The sequence below is a fragment of the Phytopseudomonas punonensis genome (assembly GCF_900142655.1).
GTDB classification, from domain to species: domain Bacteria; phylum Pseudomonadota; class Gammaproteobacteria; order Pseudomonadales; family Pseudomonadaceae; genus Aquipseudomonas; species Aquipseudomonas punonensis.
On record NZ_FRBQ01000001.1, the window covers coordinates 560,244 to 575,564 of the forward strand.

General features: G+C 63.6%; 13 protein-coding genes. 6 read left to right on the plus strand and 7 right to left on the minus strand.

The annotated features are described in order from the left end of the window. Positions 1–10: 10 nt before the first annotated feature. Entirely contained in the window at positions 11–1,423 is a 1,413-nt protein-coding gene (locus BUC40_RS02555; RefSeq protein WP_073262303.1) for an amino acid permease, read from the minus strand. A 483-nt stretch (positions 1,424–1,906) separates the two neighbouring features. Between BUC40_RS02555 and BUC40_RS22860 the strand changes: the two genes are divergently transcribed. After that, the gene (locus BUC40_RS22860; protein ID WP_167369130.1) at positions 1,907–2,044 is read left to right on the plus strand and encodes a hypothetical protein; all 138 of its coding nucleotides are present in this window, start codon (positions 1,907–1,909) and stop codon (positions 2,042–2,044) included. A 206-nt stretch (positions 2,045–2,250) separates the two neighbouring features. On the opposite strand, the gene BUC40_RS02565 is transcribed toward BUC40_RS22860, so the two are convergent. Further along, a complete protein-coding gene (locus BUC40_RS02565; protein ID WP_073262307.1) occupies positions 2,251–4,203 on the minus strand; it encodes a DNA topoisomerase III in 1,953 nt (650 codons plus the stop codon). A gap of 138 nt (positions 4,204–4,341) precedes the next feature. On the opposite strand from BUC40_RS02565, the gene BUC40_RS02570 reads away from it, so the two are divergent. The 4 genes from BUC40_RS02570 (at position 4,342) to BUC40_RS02585 (ending at position 9,804) form a co-directional block, all read left to right on the plus strand. Further along, a complete protein-coding gene (locus BUC40_RS02570; RefSeq protein WP_013792851.1) occupies positions 4,342–4,584 on the plus strand; it encodes an exodeoxyribonuclease VII small subunit in 243 nt (80 codons plus the stop codon). Further along, a complete protein-coding gene (gene ispA, locus BUC40_RS02575) occupies positions 4,581–5,468 on the plus strand; it encodes a (2E,6E)-farnesyl diphosphate synthase (RefSeq protein WP_073262308.1) in 888 nt (295 codons plus the stop codon). Before BUC40_RS02570 ends, ispA begins: the two co-directional genes overlap by 4 nt. A 118-nt stretch (positions 5,469–5,586) precedes the next feature. Next, positions 5,587–7,473, plus strand: a complete 1,887-nt coding sequence (gene dxs / locus BUC40_RS02580) for a 1-deoxy-D-xylulose-5-phosphate synthase (RefSeq protein ID WP_073262309.1) — start codon at positions 5,587–5,589, stop codon at positions 7,471–7,473. Positions 7,474–7,572: 99 nt separating this feature from the next. Next, positions 7,573–9,804: a methyl-accepting chemotaxis protein gene (locus tag BUC40_RS02585; RefSeq protein ID WP_073262310.1), complete on the plus strand. Its 2,232-nt coding sequence runs from the start codon at positions 7,573–7,575 to the stop codon at positions 9,802–9,804. Positions 9,805–9,894: 90 nt separating this feature from the next. Here the strand turns inward: BUC40_RS02585 and BUC40_RS02590 are convergent, their stop codons facing one another. The 5 genes from BUC40_RS02590 to BUC40_RS02610 all read right to left on the minus strand — a co-directional run bounded on the left by BUC40_RS02590 (position 9,895) and on the right by BUC40_RS02610 (position 13,377). After that, positions 9,895–10,905, minus strand: a complete 1,011-nt coding sequence (locus tag BUC40_RS02590) for an AI-2E family transporter (protein ID WP_073262311.1) — start codon at positions 10,903–10,905, stop codon at positions 9,895–9,897. 95 nt (positions 10,906–11,000) lie between these two features. Next, positions 11,001–11,798, minus strand: coding sequence for a helical backbone metal receptor (locus BUC40_RS02595; protein WP_073262312.1), 798 nt, complete (start codon positions 11,796–11,798; stop codon positions 11,001–11,003). Continuing rightward, complete coding sequence (locus tag BUC40_RS02600; RefSeq protein WP_073262313.1) at positions 11,798–12,211, minus strand: MFS transporter; 414 nt, start codon at positions 12,209–12,211, stop codon at positions 11,798–11,800. Before BUC40_RS02600 ends, BUC40_RS02595 begins: the two co-directional genes overlap by 1 nt. Further along, entirely contained in the window at positions 12,208–12,825 is a 618-nt protein-coding gene (gene ribA, locus BUC40_RS02605; RefSeq protein WP_073262314.1) for a GTP cyclohydrolase II, read from the minus strand. The genes BUC40_RS02600 and ribA overlap by 4 nt, the downstream gene beginning before the upstream one ends. 111 nt (positions 12,826–12,936) lie before the next feature. Then, positions 12,937–13,377, minus strand: coding sequence for a DUF192 domain-containing protein (locus tag BUC40_RS02610; RefSeq protein WP_073262315.1), 441 nt, complete (start codon positions 13,375–13,377; stop codon positions 12,937–12,939). A 174-nt stretch (positions 13,378–13,551) separates the two neighbouring features. On the opposite strand from BUC40_RS02610, the gene BUC40_RS02615 reads away from it, so the two are divergent. Beyond that, on the plus strand, positions 13,552–15,135 hold the full coding sequence (locus BUC40_RS02615; RefSeq protein ID WP_073262316.1) for a peptide chain release factor 3: 1,584 nt from the start codon (positions 13,552–13,554) through the stop codon (positions 15,133–15,135). The last annotated feature ends 186 nt before the right edge of the window (positions 15,136–15,321 follow it).

Here is a 15,321-nt window from a genome sequence, read left to right on the forward strand (position 1 = left end):
ACCTGAACGATCAGCGCGCGAGATTCCTCGCTGCACGCTTGTGAACCAGCACACCCAGCGCCACCACCACGGCCGCAGCCGCGCCGGTGGAGATGACCAGCACCTGATACTCCTCGACGAACGCCATGGTCACCAGGGAGCCAACGATGAACAGGATCACCAGGTAGGTCAGCCAGGGGAACAGCCACATTTTCAGGCGGATGTCCTGGCTCTCGGCTTCCAGCTTGCGGCGCATCCGCAGTTGCGAGAAGGCGATCACCAGGTACACCAAGAGGGCGATCATGCCGGTGGTGTTCATCAGGGTGTCGAGCACGTCTTTCGGGCGCAGGGTTTCGTTGAAGTTGATCAGCGCCACGAACACCGCCACCGAGCACGAGGCGATGATCGCGAACACCGGTACGCCGGTACCCGAACGGGTGATCTTCAGGAAGCGCGGTGCATCACCACGGGTGGACAGCGAGAACAGCATGCGCGAGGCGGTGTAGTGCGCCGAGATCATGCAGCTGCTCACCGAGGTCAGCACCACGAAGTTCATCACCAGTTCGGCGTACGGAATGCCCAGCAGCTCCAGGGTACGGCGGTAGGAGCCGTAACCGGACTGCGCCATCTGCGGGTCGTTCCAGGGCACCAGGCAGACGATCAGGAAGATCGAGCCGATATAGAACAGGCACACGCGCCAGACCACCGAGTTGGTTGCCTTGACGATCTGGTTGGCCGGATCCTTGGCTTCCGATGCGGCGATGGTGACGATCTCGGCGCCGAGGAAGGCGAACATCACGCCGAGAATGGCCACCACCACGGACTCGATGCCGTTGGGCATGAAGCCCTGGGCGGTCAGGTTGCTGAAGCCGCGTACCTCGCCGGTCGGCCACAGACTGAGCACCGCCAGGCTGCACACCGCCAGGAAGCAGATAATCGCCACCACCTTGATCAGCGCGAACCAGAACTCGAATTCGCCGTAGTGTTTGACGTTGAAGAAGTTGATGCTGATCAGCACCAGGGTGGCCGCCAGCACGAAGACGTTGACGCTAATCTCCGGGAACCAGCCGTTGAGAATGGTGCCCGCCACGTAGGCTTCCCAGGCCATCAGGATGACCCAGAACCACCAGTACAACCAACCGATGGTGAAGCCGGCCCAGCGGCCGATGGCGCGCTCGGCGTAGGTGGAAAACGAGCCGGTGTCCGGCGAGGACGTGGCCATCTCACCGAGCATGCGCATGATCAGCACCACCAGGATGCCGCCTGCCAGATAGGCCAGTACCGCTGCCGGCCCCGCGCTGTGGATCACGCTGCCGGAGCCGACGAACAATGCCCCGCCGATCACGCCGGCGATGGACATCATGGTGAGGTGCCGGGGCTTCAATGACGCACTGAGCTTGCTCTCAGGCTCCTGCTTTGCCTGTTCGGCTGATACCGCATCCATAGAAGGACTACCTCTTATTGATTTTGCTGGAAACAGTTGAAGCCAGGCCGCAGCCCATACCGCCAGGCGGCGCGCCAGCAGGCTTCGCTGCGTGATCGCATTCCATGTGAGCGTTTCCGGATCCGGCGAACCGGTTTCGGGAGACAGTTCCTTGCCGAAATCCATCCGGTTGAAGCAGAGAAAGCTCCGTCATCACCCTGACTGCCGAGCCATTTACCGCAGCGGTGCTGCCTGAAAAAACGCCGGCGCACCAATTTGAATGTTCGTTTTACTCCACAACTCGCTCGAAACCAGGCCCTTTTCAGCTCGACTTTCGCCGCTGAAACCAGCGCCACCAGCAGGTGACAATCCCTTTAGAGACAGCCACTAAGGCGATTAAATCCGCCCTCGCCCAGGCGAATGAAACCCGTTCGTTAAATTCAACGGGGCCGGATGGTAACGGAAAATTTACATTTGGGAATACTCTGCTCGTACGACGAGCAGATGGGTGGCATCACCCAGATGTTGCTGGCGCTGACACCAATGCGCGGCGATGGCGTCATCCGTAGGGTGAACGACGCTTCATCCGCCCACCGCCTGGCGACGGTGATGGTGGATAAGAAAGCCGTAGGATGGGTGTAACCCATCGAAATTTGATGGGTTGCACCCATCCTACAAGGCCCGCCTTATTCGAGTGTGTTGAGCCAACAAGGTAGGAACGGCCGGCGGCCTACCCTGCCTTTGTAGGAGCGCGCCATGCGCGCGAATCGCGGGCATGGCCTGGGTCTCCCCGCCCGCTCCCACATCCTACCGAACGGCACAGGAACGCCTGCGCCGCCAACGATCACTTACTTCGACTTCGCCCTTACGGCGCCAGCGCCTGCACGCTTGGCCGGGGCAGCTTTCTTGCGCGGGGTACCACCTTTGCGCTTGCCCTTCCACGCCGGCTTGCCGCCAGGCGGCGGGCCGCTGATGGTCAGTTGCAGGCCACGGCAACGCTCGACCTGCCTGCCCATCCAGGCCGACTGCTTGGCGACGAACTCCTCAAGCGGCATCTCGCCACTCTGCACCATGTCCAGTGCCTGCTCCCAGATCGCCGTGGTGCCGGGGTCGGCAATTGCCCGCGGTACCGCATCGATCAGCCCGAACGCCGCCGAGGTGGCCGCCAGTGCCTTGCCCTGCTTGCTCAGGTAACCGCGGTCGATCAACCCCTGGATAATCCCGGCACGGGTGGCTTCGGTGCCGATGCCGGTGGTGTCCTTGAGCTTCTGCTTCAGCAGCGGGTCCTCGACCAGCCGCGCCACGTTCTTCATCGCCTGGATCAGGTCGCCCTCGGTGAATGGCTTGGGCGGCTGGGTGAACTGATCCTTGAGGGTCACCTCGCGCACCGCGCACTGCTGGCCTTCTCTTAACGCAGGCAGTGCCTGGGGGGCCGGAGCCTCGCGGCCCTTGGCAGGTGCCAGGGCTTCGGGTAATGCGCGTTTCCAGCCAGGCTCGACGATCTGTTTGCCGACGGCACGCAGATCATGGCCGGCGCAATCGAAATCGGCCTGGGTGCGATCGTATTCGTGGTTGGGCAGAAACTGCGCCAGGTAGCGGGCGCGGATCAGCTCGTAGACGGCGCGTGGCCGGCCGCTCAGCCGCGCCAGAGCACCAGCCGCCAGTGTCGGGATGATGCCGTGGTGCGCGCTGACCTTGGCATCGTTCCAGGCCCTCGAACGGCGCCCGGCCTGGGTATGCGCCAACACCTCGCGCAGCGCGGGATCAGCCTGCCCCAAGGCTGCGAGGATAGCTGGCGCTTCGGCGTGCTGGCTCAACGGCAGGTAGCCGCAATCGCTGCGCGGGTAGGTGATCAGCTTGTCGGTCTCGTAGAGTTTCTGGGCGATATCCAGGGTTTCCTGGGCGCCCAGGCCGAGCTTCTTCGAACATACCTGCTGCAGGGTACCGAGATCGAACAGCAACGGCGGCGCTTCACGCATGCGTTCGGTCTTCAACTTTTTCAGCACGGCATGCTCGGCGCTCTGCATGGCCTCGGCGGCGCGCTGCGCCACCGCCTGCTTCAGGCAGCGGCCCTGCTCGTCGCAATCCTCCTGGGGCGCGCGCCACCCAGCGGTGAACGGCGTGCCATTGCCGTCGAGCGTCACCTCGATGGCCCAGAACGGCACGGGCACGAAGTCGGCGATGCTGCGGTCACGATCCACCACCAGACGCAGGGTCGGCGTCTGCACGCGGCCGACTGGCAGCACGCCCTGATAGCCGGACTTGCGCCCGAGCAAGGTGAACAGGCGACTCATGTTCATGCCGATCAACCAGTCGGCCCGCGAGCGGCCAAGTGCCGACTGATAGAGGTTGTAGGTGCTGGCGCCGGGCTTGAGCGCGGCCAGCGCCTTGCGAATCGAGGCGTCGTCCAGTGCGGACAGCCACAGGCGCTGGATCGGCCCGCGGTAGCGGCAATGCTCGAGCAACTCGCGGGCGATCATTTCTCCCTCGCGGTCGGCGTCCGTGGCGATCACCAGCTCGCTGGCTTCCCCCAGCAGGCGCTTGACCGCCTTGAACTGCGCGGCGGTCTTGGGCTTGATACACATCTTCCACTGCTGCGGCACGATGGGCAGGTCGTCCAGCACCCAGCGTTTGTAGCGTGCGTCGTAAGCATCCGGCGGTGCGGTTTCGAGCAGGTGGCCGATGCACCAGGTTACCGTCACGCCATTGCCCAGCCAGCAGCCATCGCCACGCCGCGTGGCACCGAGCACGCTGGCGATATCCTTGGCTTGGGAGGGCTTTTCGCAGAGAAACAGACGCATCGGCTTGGGCCAGCAGGAAATGGATGGCAGAAGAATACTGTATATCCATCCAAATCGCCCACCCGGATCGATTTGCTCGCAACAGAACCCTCTGCTAGTGTCGCGGCGACCGCGAACCCCGCCTGAGACCTGCTGACCATGGCACGCAAGAAAGCCGCGCTCGACTTCGAGCAATCCCTCACCGAACTGCAAACCATCGTCGAGCGCCTGGAAAACGGCGAGCTGTCGCTGGAGGAGTCACTGAGCGCCTTCGAGCAGGGCATCGGCCTGACCCGCGAATGCCAGGCTGCCCTGACCCAGGCCGAGCAGAAGGTGCAGATCCTCCTGGAGCGCGATGGCGCGCTGGAAGCGGCGCCATTCGAAACGGACGAGCCGCTATGATCGCCGCCTACCAGGCGCGCTGCCAGAAGCAGGTCGACGCCGCTCTGGAGCCGTTGTTCGCAGCGCCACGTGCCGAGCTCGAGCGCCTCTATGCGGCCATGCGCTACAGCGTGTTCAACGGCGGCAAGCGGGTACGCCCGCTGCTCGCCTACGCCGCCTGCGAAGCCCTCGGCGGTGCACCGGCGCAGGCCGACGGCGCCGCCTGTGCGGTTGAGCTGATCCACGCCTATTCGCTGGTGCATGACGACCTGCCGGCGATGGACGACGACGATCTGCGCCGCGGCCAGCCGACCACCCATATCGCCTTCGATGAAGCCACCGCGATCCTCGCCGGTGATGGCTTGCAGAGCATGGCCTTCGCGGTGCTCGCCAGCACGGAGCACAACCCGCAAAGCGCCGAGATTCGCCTGAGCATGTTCCAGGCCCTGGCGTACGCCGCTGGGCCTGCCGGCATGGTCGGCGGTCAGGCCATTGACCTCGGTTCGGTGGGCCAGCAACTGCAACAGCCAGCACTGGAAGTCATGCACCGCCACAAGACCGGCGCACTGATCGAAGCCAGCGTGCGCCTCGGCGCCCTGGCCAGCGGTCGAGCTGACGAGCAGACCCTGGCAGCCCTGAGCACCTACGCCCGTGCGGTCGGCCTGGCCTTCCAGGTGCAGGACGACATCCTCGACGTGGAAAGCGATACCGCGACCCTGGGCAAGACCCAGGGCAAGGATCAGGCGAACGACAAACCCACCTACCCGGCCCTGCTCGGCCTGGACGCCGCCAAGGCCTACGCCCTGGAGCTGCGCGACCAGGCGCTGCACGCGCTGCAGCCATTCGGCGAGGCCGCCGAGCCGCTACGCGAGCTGGCCCGCTATATCGTCGAACGGCGCAACTGAACCGCTGTCTATCTGACATCGCTGCTGCGGCAACCATGCCCAAGTCCTCCCTTGGGCTAGGGTCATCGCATCAGGTAGACTGCCCCACTATTTTCGAATTCTTATAACGACTCGCCTGATGCCGACGACTTTCCACGAGATTCCCCGCGAACGCCCGCTGACGCCGCTGCTCGACCGTGCCAACACGCCGGACGAATTGCGCCGTCTTGGTGAGGCCGAGCTGGAGACCCTGGCGGATGAACTGCGCCAGTACCTGCTTTATACGGTTGGCCAGACCGGCGGGCATTTCGGTGCCGGCCTCGGGGTGATCGAACTGACCGTCGCCCTGCACTACGTCTTCGACACGCCGGACGACCGGCTCGTCTGGGACGTCGGCCATCAGGCCTACCCGCACAAGATTCTCACCGGCCGCCGTGAGCGCATGGGCAGCCTGCGCCAGAAGGACGGCATCGCCGCCTTTCCGCGTCGCTCGGAAAGCGAGTACGACACCTTTGGCGTCGGCCATTCCAGCACCTCGATCAGCGCCGCACTGGGCATGGCCATCGCCGCCCAGCGCCAGGGCAGCAAGCGCAAATCGGTGGCGGTGATCGGCGACGGCGCACTGACCGCCGGCATGGCCTTCGAGGCGCTCAACCATGCAGCCGACGTGAAAGCCAACATGCTCGTGGTGCTCAACGACAACGACATGTCGATCTCCAAGAACGTCGGCGGGCTGTCCAACTACCTGGCCAAGATTCTTTCCAGCCGTACCTACGCCAACGTGCGCGAGGGCAGCAAGAAAGTGCTGTCTAAGCTGCCTGGCGCCTGGGAAATCGCCCGCAAAACCGAAGAGCACGCCAAGGGCATGCTGGTCTCGGGCACCATGTTCGAAGAGCTGGGCTGGAACTACATCGGCCCCATCGACGGCCACGACCTGCCGACCCTGCTGGCCACCCTGCGCAACATGCGCGACCTGGAGGGCCTGCAGTTCCTCCATGTGGTCACCAAGAAGGGCAAGGGCTTCGCGCCCGCCGAAGTCGACCCGATCGTCTACCACGCCATCACCAAGCTGGAGCCGATCAACGCGCCCGCCAAGGTGAAGGCGCCGTCCGGCCCGAAATATTCCAGCGTATTCGGCCAGTGGCTGTGCGAAATGGCCGCCAGCGATGAACGCCTGATGGCGATCACCCCGGCGATGAAGGAAGGCTCCGATCTGGTCGCCTTCAGCGAACGCCACCCGGATCGCTACTTCGACGTGGCCATCGCCGAACAGCACGCGGTAACGCTCGCCGCCGGCATGGCCTGCGAAGGCGCCAAGCCGGTGGTGGCGATCTACTCGACCTTCCTGCAGCGCGCCTACGATCAACTGATACACGACGTCGCGGTGCAGAACCTCGACGTGCTGTTCGCCATTGACCGCGCCGGTCTGGTCGGTGAAGACGGCCCGACTCACGCGGGCAGCTTCGACCTCTCCTACCTGCGCTGCATCCCCGGCATGCTGATCATGACGCCGAGCGATGAAAACGAGCTGCACCACATGCTCACCACCGGTTACCAGTTCACTGGCCCGGCGGCGGTGCGCTACCCGCGCGGCAGCGGCCCGAACGCGCCCATCGACCGCAAACTGACGCCACTGCCGATCGGCAAGGGCGTGGTGCGTCGTCAAGGCAAGGGCGTCGCCCTGCTGGTGTTCGGCGTACAACTGAGTGAGGCCCTGCGCGTTGGCGAAACGATGGACGCCACGGTGGTCGATATGCGCTTCGTCAAACCCCTCGACGAGGCGCTGGTCAGCGAACTGGCTGCGGGCCACGAGCTGTTGGTGACCATAGAAGAAAACAGCGTGATGGGCGGCGCCGGCAGCGCGGTCAGCGAATTCCTCGCTGGCCAAGGCACCCTCAAACCGATGCTGCACTTAGGCTTGCCCGACTACTACGTCGAGCATGCCCGCCCCGAGCAGATGCTCGCCGAGTGCGGCTTGGACGAAGCCGGCATTGAGAAGGCGATTCGCGCCCGCCTGAATAGCTGAGGATACGCAACCTCCGGGATGACGAGCGGCTCACATTTTGCATCAATTTCTCGCCGAAATTGGGCATATGTGGACCATCGATCGATGGCCGGAGTTTGTATGCAACTGCGTAGCCACAAGATGGACTTTCACGGCAGCGAACGTCGCTGGTTGCCCTGGTTCGGCAAGGCCGGAAAATTTGCCATGCGCTGGGCCTGCCTGCTCAATGCAGGACAGCGGGCGCGGGTTGAAAAGACCTTCAGCGGCCTGGCCCAGACCCGAGTCGATCTCCTGCTCAACTGGACCCAGCAGCACTGGCAAGCACTCGATGTGCTCAGCAGCGGGATAACCGCGTCCTGGCCATCCATAGCAACCGGTAGCCTGCAGCGGGCACTGACGTATATGCCCGAAGTCTCCGAACTGTTCGTGCTCGACACCACAGGGCATATCGTCGCGTCCACCCACGCACCACACCAGGGCGCACGCTATGATGCCCAAGCGCTTGCCGCCGGCCTGCGCGGCCCGTTTCTGCTCGGCCCTTACAGCGATGAGCTGACCCAGCAACTAGGCGCCACCACCTCGAAATTTCACGATGCCGTTACGCTGATGTTCCATCAGCCGATAAGCCACGCCGGTCAGGTCGTCGGCTGCCTGTGCGCACGTATTCCCAATGATGTGATGAGCGACCTGATCCAGCGCGAAGCCGGCCATGTTTATCGCGACTCCGGCGACAACTACTTGTTCATGGTGCAAAGCGCCTACAACCCGGCGATTGCCCAAGGCACCGCGCTGTCCCGCTCACGCTTCGAAGACGATGTTTTCACCGGTGGCGACAACCTCAAACAGGGCATATCCACGCCGTTCGGCACTGTAAAGGTGCGCAAACACACCGAATTCGAGCTGCGCTTCACTGCTCCGGCAACGGGCGAACTGCACCCCGGCGTGCGGGAAACCATTCGCCATGGCAGCAACCTGTTCGTGCTCTATCCCGGCTACCCCGATTACCGCCACGTGCCGGTTGTGGGCGCCGGGCTGACCTTGCGCCTGCCTGGCTCACCGGACACCTGGGGGCTGATGTGCGAGGGCGATCTGGAAGAGGTTTACCGACAGCGCAGCCTGAGCTTTTCGCTGGCCAGCCAGCTGCTGGCCGGCCTGGCCATTCTGGGTGGCCTGCAGTGGTGGCTGACGCGCCAGCTGCCCGAGTACGCCGCGCCGCTAACCTTCGCCGCCGCTGGCGGGCTGCTGCTGGCATTCTGGGCATTCAGCCTGCGTGCTCGAGCGCGTTCGCTGCAGGCGCTCTCGGACTTCTTTCTGGACACCGCCGAATGTGGCGCACCGCTGAGCAATCGCCTGGTACTGGAGCGCTTCGCCAGTGACGAAGCAGGTACACTCGCCGGCTGGGTGAACAGCTTCGTCGACAAGATGGATCACACCATGCAGGGCATCGTCACGGCTGGCAGCGCGCTGCACGATACCTCGACCGGGCTGACGCGCACCGCGACCAACGCCAGCCAATGCGCCGCTCAGGGCCAGGCTGCGGCAGTCTCCACGGCGCGCGCGATGCTTGAGGTCAACCACAGCATCGGCCAGGTCGCCCAGCACATCCGCGACAGCGAAAGCGCTTCGCAGCAGGCGCTGAGCATGACGCGCAAGGGCGCCAGCGCCGTGCAGCACAATGCTGATGATGTCGCTCAGCTGGCCGGCCGTATCGAACAATCGAGCCAGGCGCTCGAAGCCCTGAGCCGGCAAACCGAGAAGATCCAGCACATCAGCGAGGCGATCCGCGGTATCGCCGATCAAACCAACCTGCTGGCACTTAATGCCGCGATAGAGGCTGCTCGCGCTGGTGACAGCGGCCGCGGTTTCGCCGTGGTAGCCGATGAAGTTCGCAACCTCGCCCGACGCACCGCACAGGCAACCCAGGAGATCGCCACGACGCTGGGCAGCGTGCGCCAGCAAACGCTCGACAGCCAATCGGCAATGTACAGCTGCCAGCGGGCCGCACAAAGCAGCGTGGCCCGCTCGAGTGAGGCTAACGAGGCACTGGAACGTATCAAGCAGGAAGTGGCCGGTATGCAGGATCGCCTCGGCCAGATCAGCCAGGCCATGACGCTACAAATGAGCCAGGTGCAGGCCGTCAACGGTCAGGCCCAGGCAATCACTGGCGCCGCCGAGCACAGCAGCCAAAGCGCCGGGGAAACCCTGCAGGCAGCACAATCAATGGCGCAGCTAGTACTCGACCTGCACAAGACCGCCAGCCGGCTCAGCCGCCAGGACAAATCGGCCAACGCGGCAGCGCCTGGCGCGCCGCTGCAAACAGCAGCGCTCACACCTGGCAGCGTGGTGCTCTAATGCCGGAATGAGCGGTGGTCTGGATTGAGCCCGTAGCATGGGTTGGGCGTAGCGATACCCAGGCCACAGCCAGCCACTGTAACGCCAGTTCTACACCCAGCCCTGGGCCTTGAGCTCGCTTTTCAGGTAGGCGTAATACACCGGCGCGGCGACCAGGCCGGCGATGCCGAACGCGGCCTCGAACACCAACATGACCAGCAGCAGCTCCCAGGCCCGCGCCTTGATCTGCCCGCCGACGATGCGTGCGTTGAGGAAGTATTCGACCTTGTGGATCACGATCAGGTAAGCCAGCGCACCCAGCGCCACCCAGATCGACAGCGACAGGCCAACCACGAAGATCGCGGTGTTGGAGATCAAGTTGCCGACCACTGGCAGCAGGCCAGCCATGAAGGTAATCAGGATCAGCGTTTTGGTCAGAGGCAGATGCACACCGAACAGCGGCAGCACGCCAATCAGAAAGATCGCGGTAAAGGTGGTGTTGAGCAGCGAGATCTTGATCTGCGCAAAGACGATATTGCGAAACGCCTCGACGAAGCGCTGCACGCGAGTCAGCAGGGCGCCGGCCAGCGGCCTGAGTTGATCCGGGTCCGGTACGCTCTGCAGGGCTATCACCGCGCCAAGGATCATGCCGATCAGCACGGTGACGAACATGTGCACCGCGCCCTTGCCGAGCAGTTGCAGTTCGCTGATGTGCCCACGCAACCAGTCGTGTAGCGCGACGCGGATGTCATCGACATTGGCCGGCAAGTAGGCCACCAGCGCTTCGGGCAGTTGCTCGCGGGCGCGGTCGACCACGCCGAGGAGTTTGCCCATCATCCGCCCCGGGTTATTGAGCTCGTGCATCAGCAGTGAAAAGCCACCGGCGAAAATTAAACCGAGCACGGCGATCACCAGTACGCTGAGCACGCCAACGGCCAGCACACGCCCCATATGGCCCGCCAGCAGGCGCTGCATAGGCCGCGCCAGGCGGTTGACCAACTCGAACACCAGCAACCCGGCCAACAGGCTGGGCAGCAGCTTCAAGGGAAATACCAATAGAAGTGCGGCGCCAACGATCAAGGCGCTGGCAAGGGAAAACCAGGGAGAGGCAGGGACTTTCATAACGTCTGCAACAAACGGGAAGGCGTTCAATCTGCCAGTTGCCGGCGCGCTTTACCAGTGTCATCGCACGACTTGAGCGCAGGTGTTGACGGCAATCACCTGGCTGGCGCGAGCAACTCGCAGAGCCCCGCCATGGCGGCCAGCATTTGAAAGCTGGGTCGCTCAAGGCCTTTATCAGGCAACACCACTAACTGATCGCTTTTTACCGCCCTGAGTTGCGGCCAGCGCTTCCAGCCCAGCAACTGGCGCGCATCCCCGGCGATGATCAACGCCGGGTCGCGCTGCAGCACAGCCTCCACGCTGACCTGAGGTGCGGGCAAGTTCAGCTCAGCGAACACGTTGCGCGCCCCGCACACCTGTAGCGCATCGCTGATGATCTGCCTGCCACCGATGGTATAGAGCGGCGCATCCCACACCTGATAGAACACTGGTAACGGCTCATCACGCCGATAACGTGCCCGCAGTTCTTCAATCCCGGCGAGGAAACGATCATGCAGGCGCTGGCCCGCTTGCGCCCGGCCGAGGCTATCGCCGACCAGCAAAAACTGCCGGGCCAGCTCATTCAACGAGCCGGGCTCGAGTACCAACATGGGAATACCGAAGCCCTGCAATTGCTCGCGTTGGGCAGCGCTGACACTGCCCGGCCAAACCAGCAGCAGATCCGGCTGCAGAGCCAGCAGGGTTTCCATTTCCAGATTCCCGTAGCGCCCCACGGACGGCACATGCGCCAGCGCTGCAGGGCGCTCGCCGCCATCGAGCACGCCAACCAGCAGGTCGGAGGCGCCCAGTTCGAGGACGATTTCGCTCAGCGACGGTGCCAGGCTTACCACTCGCTCGGCAGCAGCCAGTGAGGCCGCCTGCAGTAACAACAGCGAGAGCAGCACGCCGCGCATCAGAACTGCCGGGGAATTCGATAGAGGTAGAGCACCACGACGCTGGCCAGCGCCAGCAGAATCTGCGGCACCGCCTCCAGCCCCGCGAACACCGCAAGGGCGGCAATCCAGGCTGGCAGCCCGGCGCCCAGCAATGCCGGCCGCCGGCGCTCGGCCAGAGTCAACCAGGCGGCCGGCTCGTCAGCGGTATTCAGGGCTTTTACAGTGGAGAACAACGCGCGCTTGTAGGCGCTGAACAGCGGCAGGCTGACGAACAGCGAAGCCAGCCCGGCAATGAATAGCGGCATGGCCAGCACGCCCGGCGGGCGCCCGGCACCGAACAGCAGATTGATCAGGAACAGCGGCGCCAGGGTCAGTGCCAGTTGCCGCCACCAGAGCAGGGCCAACCGGCGCTTGACCGCGGCGCGGGTCAAGGCCGCTCGACCTCGCCCTGATGCAGCTTGCCGAGCATGTGCCCGAGCTTGCCGGCCTTGGTCGCCAAATACTTGCTGTTGTGCGGGTTGTGCCCCAGCTGCAGCGGCACGCGGGTGGCTACAGGGATGCCCATGTCGCCGAGCGCTTTGACCTTGCGCGGGTTGTTGGTCATCAGCTTGAGGGAGGTGATGCCCAGGTGCTCCAGCATCGGCAGGCAGATCGCGTAGTCACGCATGTCGGCACCAAAGCCCAGTCGCTCATTGGCTTCGACGGTATCAGCGCCGCCGTCCTGCAGCTCATAAGCGCGGATCTTGTTGAGCAACCCGATGCCGCGGCCTTCCTGACGCAGGTACAGCAGCACGCCACGGCCTTCTTCGGAGATCGCGCGCAGCGCACCTTCCAGTTGAAAGCCGCAATCACAGCGCAGGCTGAACAGCGCATCGCCGGTCAGGCACTCGGAATGCAGGCGCCCCAGCACTGGCTCGCCATCGGCAACGTTGCCGAAGGTCAGCGCAACATGCTCCTTGCCGGTGGCCTCTTCAAGAAAGCCATGCATGGTGAACACACCGAACGGAGTCGGCAGTTGGGAGGCGGCGACGAACACGACAGGCACCGGATGCTCCTGGTATCGGAAGGGATGCGGATTTGCGAGGGGTGATAGTGTAACAGCAGCGCCTAAGGGATCGTCAGCCGAATTACCGATCAAAAGGATCGAGCATCGGCCTCAGCCGTCGGCGCGCTCACAGCTGATCGCCACATGGCTGCCGACCACCACACCAAGCGCTGCGAACTCGCCGCGGGCGACCTCGATGATGTAGCGCACCGGCTCATCGGAGCTGTGCTGCTGCAGGCTATAAGGGCGCATATCGACGACCTTGCGCACGCGTTCCCCAGCATCGACGAACGCAGCGGACAGGGCGACGCGGGTGTCCTTCATCCACAGTTCGCGCACGCCATCCTGGGGCCAGGTGAAGAGCATGCCGCGGCCGACATCGTCGCGCCCGGAAAGCCCAACCGTACGCGTCTCGATCGTCGCGGCCAGCGGCAAGTCACGCGTTACGCCAGCGGGGAACTTGACCTGGCATTCAGGCAATTGCGCCAGCGCGGTTGCACAGCTAAAGCTCAAGCCAATAAACAGCAAACCGCGCGGGCTCTGATGCGTCATGCATAACCTCGATATTGAAAAGAGTGACGATCCTACTGACCGGATGCCATTTGCGGCATCGGCAATATGACAGACGCACACAGCGGATGCCCCAGCGCACCGGCATTTGCCGCTATAATCGCGCATTTTTCGGGCCGCCCAGGCCCGCCCACGCTTTCAAGCAGGCACGCATCCATGACCACTCAGGCCGCCGAAGTCGCCAAGCGCCGTACGTTCGCGATCATTTCCCACCCCGACGCCGGTAAAACCACCATCACCGAAAAGCTGCTGTTGATGGGCAAGGCAATCGAAGTGGCCGGCACCGTGAAGTCGCGTAAATCCGACCGCCATGCGACCTCCGACTGGATGGAAATGGAGAAGCAGCGCGGCATCTCCATCACCACCTCGGTGATGCAGTTCCCCTACCGCGAGCACATGATCAACCTGCTCGACACACCGGGCCACGAAGACTTCTCGGAAGATACCTACCGTACCCTGACCGCGGTGGACAGCGCGCTGATGGTGCTCGACGGCGGTAAGGGCGTCGAGCCGCGCACCATCGCGCTGATGGACGTGTGCCGCCTGCGCGACACGCCCATCGTCAGCTTCGTCAACAAGCTCGACCGTGATATTCGCGACCCCATCGAGCTGCTCGACGAGATCGAAGCGGTCCTGAAGATCAAGGCCGCGCCGATCACCTGGCCGATTGGCTGCTACCGCGACTTCAAGGGCGTGTATCACCTGGCAGGCGACTACATCATCGTCTACACCGCCGGCCACGGCCACGAGCGCACCGAAACCAAGATCATCGAGAAACTCGACTCCGACGAGGCCCGCGCCCACCTGGGCGACGAGTACGAGCGCTTCGTCGAGCAGTTGGAGCTGGTGCAGGTCGCCTGCCATCCGTTCGACCAGGACGAATTCAACAACGGCCAGCTGACCCCTGTGTTCTTCGGCACCGCACTGGGCAACTTCGGTGTCGACCATGTGCTCGACGCCGTGGTCGACTGGGCGCCACGCCCACTGGCGCGGGTCGCCAACGAGCGCCCGGTGCAACCGACTGAAGAGAAATTCACCGGTTTCGTATTCAAGATCCAGGCGAACATGGACCCCAAGCACCGCGACCGTGTGGCCTTCATGCGCATCTGCTCGGGCAAGTACGAGAAAGGCATGAAGATGCGCCACGTGCGCACCGGCAAGGACGTACGCATCGGCGACGCCCTGACCTTCTTCTCCAGCGAGCGGGAAATGCTCGAGGAGGCCTGGGCGGGCGACATCATCGGCCTGCACAACCACGGTACCATCCAGATCGGCGACACCTTCACCGAAGGCGAAGCGCTGGGCTTCACCGGTATCCCACACTTCGCCCCGGAGCTGTTCCGCCGCGTGCGCCTGAAGGACCCGCTGAAATCCAAGCAGCTGCGCCAGGGCCTGCAACAGCTCGCCGAGGAAGGCGCCACCCAGGTGTTCTTCCCCGAGCGCAGTAACGACATCATCCTTGGCGCCGTCGGTGTGCTGCAGTTCGACGTGGTCGCCAGCCGCCTGAAAGAGGAATACAAGGTCGAGTGCGGCTACGAGCCGATCACCGTATGGTCGGCGCGCTGGATCGAGTGCGACGATAAGAAGAAGCTCGAGGAATTCTCCAATAAGGCCGTGGAAAACCTCGCCCTCGACGGCGGTGGCCACCTCACCTACCTGGCGCCGACCCGCGTCAACCTGAGTCTGATGGAAGAGCGCTGGCCAGACGTGAAATTCCGCGCCACCCGCGAGCATCACTGATCGCGCGTCTCACGCGCTCATAAAAACGGCCCTTGATGGGCCGTTTTTTATGAGGCGTCTCGTAGCCTGGGTCAAGCGAAGCGATACCCGGGGATTTTCTGCTTATTTATCCTCGGGCAGAACCGTAGGGCGTATTAGCCGAAGGCGTAATCCGCCGTACTACTCGCAACACTCCGATACCCATAT